This is a genomic window from Nitratidesulfovibrio oxamicus (genome assembly GCF_015731765.1).
GTDB classification, from domain to species: Bacteria; Desulfobacterota; Desulfovibrionia; order Desulfovibrionales; family Desulfovibrionaceae; genus Cupidesulfovibrio; species Cupidesulfovibrio oxamicus.
This window is the reverse complement of sequence record NZ_VRYY01000115.1, coordinates 1-6,326: the sequence shown is the minus strand read 5'-3', so window position 1 is coordinate 6,326 and position 6,326 is coordinate 1. Positions and strand designations below refer to the sequence as shown.

The following is a 6,326-nucleotide window of genomic DNA, read 5'->3' as shown; positions in this document are numbered from 1 at the left end:
CTGGGTGAAGTTTGTTTTCGGTTTAACCACCGGAGTGAGGACTTGTTCCCCATACTTTTAAAGGCATTGAAGACAAGTCCAGCAAGAGATTTTATAACGGATTAGTCCGTTTTGGTTAGGTATTACCTAAGAATTTCGCCAGCGTTATCCATGGCGCACCGTTAGCATGAAGCTCGAGCGTCGTTAGCAGGCACGGGCTTCTGAAGCCAGAAGTTGATTCGACAACACCACCTACTCCCACCATATTACGCTACCATTCAAGAAATATTGCGGAGACTTCCTCGGGAATCTGCCACCCGTCGCCAGTCGCTAACCGAGGGGTTGCATGAATTCCTCGGGCCGCTCCGCACGTCTCGCGTGGTCCGCCGCCAGGCTGTGCAACACCGAGTGCGGTGGCCGCTTGGCGGAAGTCAAGATATTCGACGGCGGCAAGCGTCTGCATCATCAACACGAGATGAATGCGAGATGCGAGCAGATTCTCACATGGTCGGAACGCATCGTTCGCATGTTTTCTCGAAAGCCGCGCCGCGCACTTCTGCTATGCGGCCTTTCCCCTGCCCCCCGTTTCTAGACCGGGGCACCGCGCAGATCGCGCAACCAGAGCTGGCCACATGCCGCCAAAATATCCCGTCCCTGTGTATCCCGCACCACAACCGGCACACCGGCGCGATCCAACACTCCACGAAAAAGCCCAAGGCTTCGGTCGTTCGTTAGCTTAAGCGCAATGCCATCGACGGGATTCCAGCGCATAAGGTTCACGCGTCCCCTTCGCTTGCCCACAAGGCGGGCAAGTCGCCTCGCGTCAGCAATGGTGTCGTTAATTCCAGGCAAGACCAGATAGGCGAAAGTGACAATCCTGCCATGTCGTTCCGCCCATGACAACGCGCGTGCGATGACCTCGTTGATGTCGTGCTTTCGCGCCCCGGGGATGAGACGGTCGCGGACTTCCTGTGTCGTCGCGTGCAGCGATATGGTCAGGTTGATTGCCAGATGCTCCTCTCGCAATCGCACCAGTGCTTTCGGTATGCCAAGGGACGAAAGCGTGATCCCTGTGGTCGGGAAATGCATACCACGACGGTCGCGAAGGATACGGATCGCCTTCAACACATGCTCGTAGTTGTTCAGGGGCTCCCCGATGCCCATGAACACGATCCGATTGACCATCGGCCCAAGCTGGACGACCTGTTCAACGATTTCGCCCGCCAAAAGGTTGCGCTTGAGTCCTGCCTGACCGGAAACGCAAAACTGACAGGCGAAGGCACATCCGACCTGGGACGAAATACAGGCAGTGCGCCCATCGTGGCGTCTGATCAGGACGCTTTCGACCGCATACCCGTCATGCAGGCCAAAAAGCACTTTCTGCGAACGCCCACCTCGCTCATGCGTAATCTTGCGCAGGCTCCGCAACTGCACGCCCCGAACCTCGGACCAGTTCCGCAAGGCACGCGGCAGGTCAGCATGCGGGCAGAACAAGTCGCGATATGCAACTTGCGCCACGCTGCCAGCGTTCAATGCGTTGAACTCGTCCACTGCCAGGCTCAAGGCCAAGGGTGGTGCGAGCGGTTCGCTTTGTTGTTTTGTCCCTGTGAGGCTTGATTTTCGTATAGGCATGATGGTCTTCCCGGATTTCCGAGCCCGGCGTTACCGTGACACATGCCCAATGAGTAACCTACACGTCGGTTATAATCAACCCTCTAGCTGGTATTATCCGAACACATGATCGGGATACAGGATGGCTAGAAGCATGCGGGTTCTCTCGGTCATGAAGGCCGCCAACTCGCCTTCCGGCTCAACAAGCCACTGCATGCAAGCGCCCTGAATGACAGTCTGAATCAGACTAGCCGTGTGGCCGGACGGGCGCGGCCCGGCGGGCAGTCGTGCCTCAATGGCTTGAAGGACCAGCCTGTTCCGCTCTGCCGCAAGTGCGCGAAGCGATGGCTCCTGCACGTCTCCCCACAACAGAAGGAGGTGGCCTTCCATCCCGGCACCGTTACCCATGCCAGCGATGAGGTCCTTGAGCATTACCCACAAAGGGTCGAGCCCCTTTTCGGGACTTGCTTTCGCGAAATAGTCGCGCACCTCCTGAGTATTGCGCTCCATGACTTTGTGATGCAGCGTCGCCTTGTCTTTAAACCGCTGTATCAAGGCAGCCCTCGATATGCCGACAGCCCCAGCAACATCGGAAAGGGTGAAGGCGGATGGGCCTTTCTGAAGCATGATGCTTAGCGCAATGTCCAAGATGAATTCATCGCTGTGAAGTTTTGGTCTCGCCATATTTTTCCACTACTTCCTTCAAAGTTCACCCTACAAAAAACGCCATCACGTGGGAAATCCGCACAATATATCTATGCGATATAGCTCGTTTACGCGCAGATAAAGTACTTCGACAAGTCATTCCCCCGGTACCTGGTCAGCAAGCTCAAGTTACCACGCAACAACAGCTGTCAGGAAACCGGGTGAATATGCACAGCAATGCCAAATTGGCCCCTCGGGGTCGAGGAAAAATGGTCAGCCGGGTTCTTGCCGGGACTAGCCTTTCTGTCGTGCGCCAAGGCAGCAACACAAGCCTCCACATTTCCGCGAAGTGTACTGCGGCATCGGGCTGAAGCCTCTTACGGCTTGAAGGAGCGATCTTCACGGCCGCATAAGCTGCGTAGCATCCTGAACAATGCTCATTTGCGCGAGGTGCGGCCATTGCGGCAACGCCCCATGACGGGCGATGCCATTATCAATGGTACTGCATCACCGTCGAGCCGCAATCTACCGGGCGCTGCGCCGGGTGGGACTGCATAGGTTAGCGCGCCTTGCCCCCGAGTTCCAAGCCGCCGCCATGTTCGGGCGCAACCAGGCGGTTTGCTGTATCCGGATATCAGGAAACTCGGGCGGACCGTCGTGGGCGTCCACCGCATTGCGGAGGACAAGCTCCATCGCAAGCGAGGTGTTGGCGGTAGTATGTGCATGCTTGCGTAGACACCGCCACACGGATGACCATGCGCTGGTGATGTCCAACCAACACACCGGAACTGCCGTGGCGCCCCTGCGACTCCTGATCGTGCAGTATCGAAAGACGGGCAATGTCGCGAAACGCCTCATGACCGATAATCGACCATACTGTGCCTCAATGTGGCTCCGTACGCCTTGGAAAAATCTTTACTTCGAACGTATTCACATCCACAAATACACTAATAATATCAAAGAAAAATCGACGATACATCACAACTTTATTGATGTACTTGCGAATACAATCTATACAATTCTGCTTCGCTACGAAGAACAACCTTTTGAGCCGCTACACTTAGCGACAGCCCTCATGACAACAATTCTTTACTTCATGATCAGCATGACGGTTTGACACCATGTCAGGAACGCCACACACCGAATACAGGTCCATGAAATGCCATCATGACCCAATGCGGAGTGCCCATGATCAACAGCAGAAAATTTCCATTGTTGCGCTGGCTCTTGTCGCCCTTTCCCTGTCACCCCCTGCGGTTGCCTGCGACAATGACGGTGACGGCCACAAGGGCAAGAACGGAAACGCACCAGGCCCCGCAGCAGGTCATCATGCCCGAAGTGTACAGGCAGGCGTGCGGCGATTGCCACATGGCATATCCCGCAGCTCTCCTGCCGCACCGGTCATGGGTCGCCCTGCTCGACGGTCTGGATGACCACTTCGGGACTGTCGTCGCGCTTGATGCGCAACAGGCAAAGGATGTTGCGACCTACCTTGGCGAATGCGCCGCGGACAGGACGGGGGGAAACTGATCCGGAAGATAGATCCGTCCGTCAAGGGGGGCTGCCCGACGCGCATCTAGGAAGTTCCCTACATCATCCGGGAACACCACGAGGTGGACAGCGCCACCCTGCGCCGTAAGAACGTCGATGGACTGGCCGATTGCAGGGCCTGCCACCCGGATGCGGAAGCAGGCCGTTTCGACGCCGGGGACCGTTGATATCTGCACCCACGCCGGGCCGCATTCCCTTATCAGGATGACAGACTGGTTCCACGCAATGGATTCCGCAAAACCGCCTGCCCGTGCAACGTACAACGCCCCCGGGATTGCTCCCGGGGGCGTCTTCATTCGCTCTTGAACCTTTCCGGCCTAGTAGCGGTAATGCCCCGGCTTGTACGGCCCGTCCATGGGCACGCCGATGTAGTCGGCCTGCTCCTTGGTCAGGGTGGTCAGGGTAACGCCAAGGCGGGCCAGGTGCAGGCGGGCCACCTGTTCATCCAGCTTCTTGGGCAGGATGTACACCTTGCGTTCAAGGTCGGGGTTGGTGGCCAGTTCGATCTGGGCCAGGGTCTGGTTGGTGAAGCTGTTGGACATGACGAAGCTGGGGTGGCCGGTGGCGCAGCCCAGGTTCACCAGACGCCCTTCGGCCAGCACGATGATGGAGCGGCCCGACTTCAGGGTCCACTTGTCCACCTGCGGCTTGATGTTCAGGCAGGTGCAGCCGGGGGTGGTTTCCAGGTAGTGCATGTCGATTTCGTTGTCGAAGTGGCCGATGTTGCAGACGATGGCCTCGTCCTTCATGGCCTCCATGTGTGCGCCGGTGATGACCTTGTAGTTGCCGGTGGCGGTGACGAAGATGTCGCCTTCTTCCACGGCCTTTTCCATGGTGGTCACCTCGTAGCCTTCCATGGCGGCCTGCAGGGCGCAGATGGGGTCGATTTCGGTCACCAGCACGCGCGCGCCAAAGCCGCGCATGGACTGGGCGCAGCCCTTGCCCACGTCGCCGTAGCCCGCGACCACCACCACCTTGCCCGCCACCATCACGTCGGTGGCGCGCTTGATGCCGTCGGCCAGCGATTCGCGGCAGCCGTACAGGTTGTCGAATTTCGACTTGGTCACCGAGTCGTTGACGTTGATGGCCGGGAACAGCAGCTTGCCTTCCTGCTCCAGCTGGTACAGACGGTGCACGCCCGTGGTGGTTTCTTCCGAAACGCCGCGCACGCGGGCGGCCACGCGCTGCCAGCGGCCCGGATCCTTCTGGTGCGACAGGGCAAGGCGGTCCATGATGATCTGGAATTCCTTGTTGTCGTAGGCCTGCTTGAGCAGTTCGGGGTTGTTTTCCACCTCGACGCCCTTGTGGATCATCAGGGTGGCGTCGCCGCCGTCGTCAACCAGCAGGTCGGGACCGCTGCCGTCGGGCCAGGTCAGCGCCATTTCCGTGCACCACCAGTAGTCTTCCAGCGTTTCGCCCTTCCAGGCGAACACCTTGGCCATGCCGGAATCGGCAATGGCCGCCGCCGCGTGGTCCTGGGTGGAGAAGATGTTGCACGAGGCCCAGCGGATGTCCGCGCCCAGTTCGTACAGCGTCTTGATGAGCATGGCCGTCTGGATGGTCATGTGCAGGGAACCGGTGACGCGCAGGCCCTTCAACGGCTTGCTGACGCCGTACATGCGGATGAGTTCCATCAGCCCCGGCACTTCGCGCTCGGAAAGCTGCATTTCCTTGTGGCCGAAGTCGGCCAGGGCCATGTCGGCCACCTTGTTGGCAAGGGAAAGGTCCAGGGCTTGCGCCCGCTTGGCATCGGTCATGTGTGCCTCCGTAGGGAAGGATTCGGTTGCTGTTGCGGTGTGCCGGGCGCGGCATGTGGGTGCGCCCCGGCATGCTTCGGGTGTGCGGCGCAGCGCGCACGCCCCGGGAATATGCTCCGTCCACTGTAGCGGAGGACGGCGTGTTGCGGGAGTATAGTTGTGACCGGTGGCCGATTCCTGGCGTGTGGTGTCGCCCGATGCCGCCCTGCCCTGCCCTGCCCTGCCCTGTCCGGTCCTGTCCTGTCCTGCCCTGTCTGGTCCTGTCCGGGCCGGCCCCGGCCAACGCGCCGGTTCGGCTACGACTTCTCCGCCACGATCAGGTGCAGCGACAGGCCCTTGCTCACCTCGCGCAGGTCTGCCCGGCGCACGACAAAGCCCGCCTCGGAAAGGCGGGCCGCCAGTGCGGCCCGGTCGAAGCCGAGCCAGCGGTCGCCATAGTCGGTGCGCATGCGTTCGTTGTCGTGGTGGTCGAAATCGCTGAGGAAAAGCAGCCCGCCGGTGCGCAGGGTGCGGCCAATCTCGCGCAGGGCCGCCACCGGGTCCGACAGGTGGTGCAGCACCATGTTGATGGAGGCGAAATCCGCCTCGCCGTCGCGCAAGGGCAGGTGGTCCAGTTCGCCGATGCGCAGGGATACGCGCGCCCCGGCATCGGCCAGGCGGCGGCGGGCCATTTCCAGCATGCGCGGCGAACCGTCCACGCCGATGACCTCTTGCGCGCGGGGCAGCATGCGTTCCAGCACGGTGCCCGTGCCGCAGCCCAGGTCCACGGCCACGCGGCAGCCC

6 protein-coding genes are annotated in these 6,326 nt (G+C 60.0%); 2 read left to right on the top strand and 4 right to left on the bottom strand.

The annotated features are described in order from the left end of the window. Window positions 1-567: 567 nt before the first annotated feature. On the bottom strand, window positions 568-1,530 hold the full coding sequence (gene rlmN / locus FVW20_RS05470) for a 23S rRNA (adenine(2503)-C(2))-methyltransferase RlmN (RefSeq protein ID WP_196608629.1): 963 nt from the start codon (window positions 1,528-1,530) through the stop codon (window positions 568-570). Between the two features lie 174 nt (window positions 1,531-1,704). Then, the gene (locus FVW20_RS05465; protein WP_196608628.1) at window positions 1,705-2,274 is read right to left on the bottom strand and encodes a TetR/AcrR family transcriptional regulator; all 570 of its coding nucleotides are present in this window, start codon (window positions 2,272-2,274) and stop codon (window positions 1,705-1,707) included. A 1,149-nt stretch (window positions 2,275-3,423) separates the two neighbouring features. Here FVW20_RS05465 and FVW20_RS19980 point away from each other — a divergent pair. Continuing rightward, entirely contained in the window at window positions 3,424-3,765 is a 342-nt protein-coding gene (locus tag FVW20_RS19980) for a hypothetical protein (protein ID WP_196608627.1), read from the top strand. A 62-nt stretch (window positions 3,766-3,827) separates the two neighbouring features. Further along, window positions 3,828-3,953 carry a hypothetical protein gene (locus tag FVW20_RS20125; RefSeq protein ID WP_372434967.1) on the top strand — a complete coding sequence of 42 codons (126 nt, stop codon included), beginning with the start codon at window positions 3,828-3,830 and terminating at the stop codon, window positions 3,951-3,953. Window positions 3,954-4,103: 150 nt separating this feature from the next. On the opposite strand, the gene ahcY is transcribed toward FVW20_RS20125, so the two are convergent. Further along, window positions 4,104-5,543: an adenosylhomocysteinase gene (gene ahcY, locus FVW20_RS05450; protein WP_196608625.1), complete on the bottom strand. Its 1,440-nt coding sequence runs from the start codon at window positions 5,541-5,543 to the stop codon at window positions 4,104-4,106. 296 nt (window positions 5,544-5,839) lie between these two features. After that, window positions 5,840-6,326: class I SAM-dependent methyltransferase (locus FVW20_RS05445; protein ID WP_196608624.1), on the bottom strand; the 487-nt coding region annotated here is incomplete at its 5' end.

What these genes read in the sequence shown, in the direction of transcription:
- FVW20_RS05465 (WP_196608628.1), bottom strand. Translation starts at nt 2,274, where the DNA reads ATGGCGAGACCAAAACTTCACAGCGATGAATTCATCTTGGACATTGCG.
- ahcY (WP_196608625.1), bottom strand. Translation starts at nt 5,543, where the DNA reads ATGACCGATGCCAAGCGGGCGCAAGCCCTGGACCTTTCCCTTGCCAAC.
- FVW20_RS19980 (WP_196608627.1), top strand. Translation starts at nt 3,424, where the DNA reads ATGATCAACAGCAGAAAATTTCCATTGTTGCGCTGGCTCTTGTCGCCC.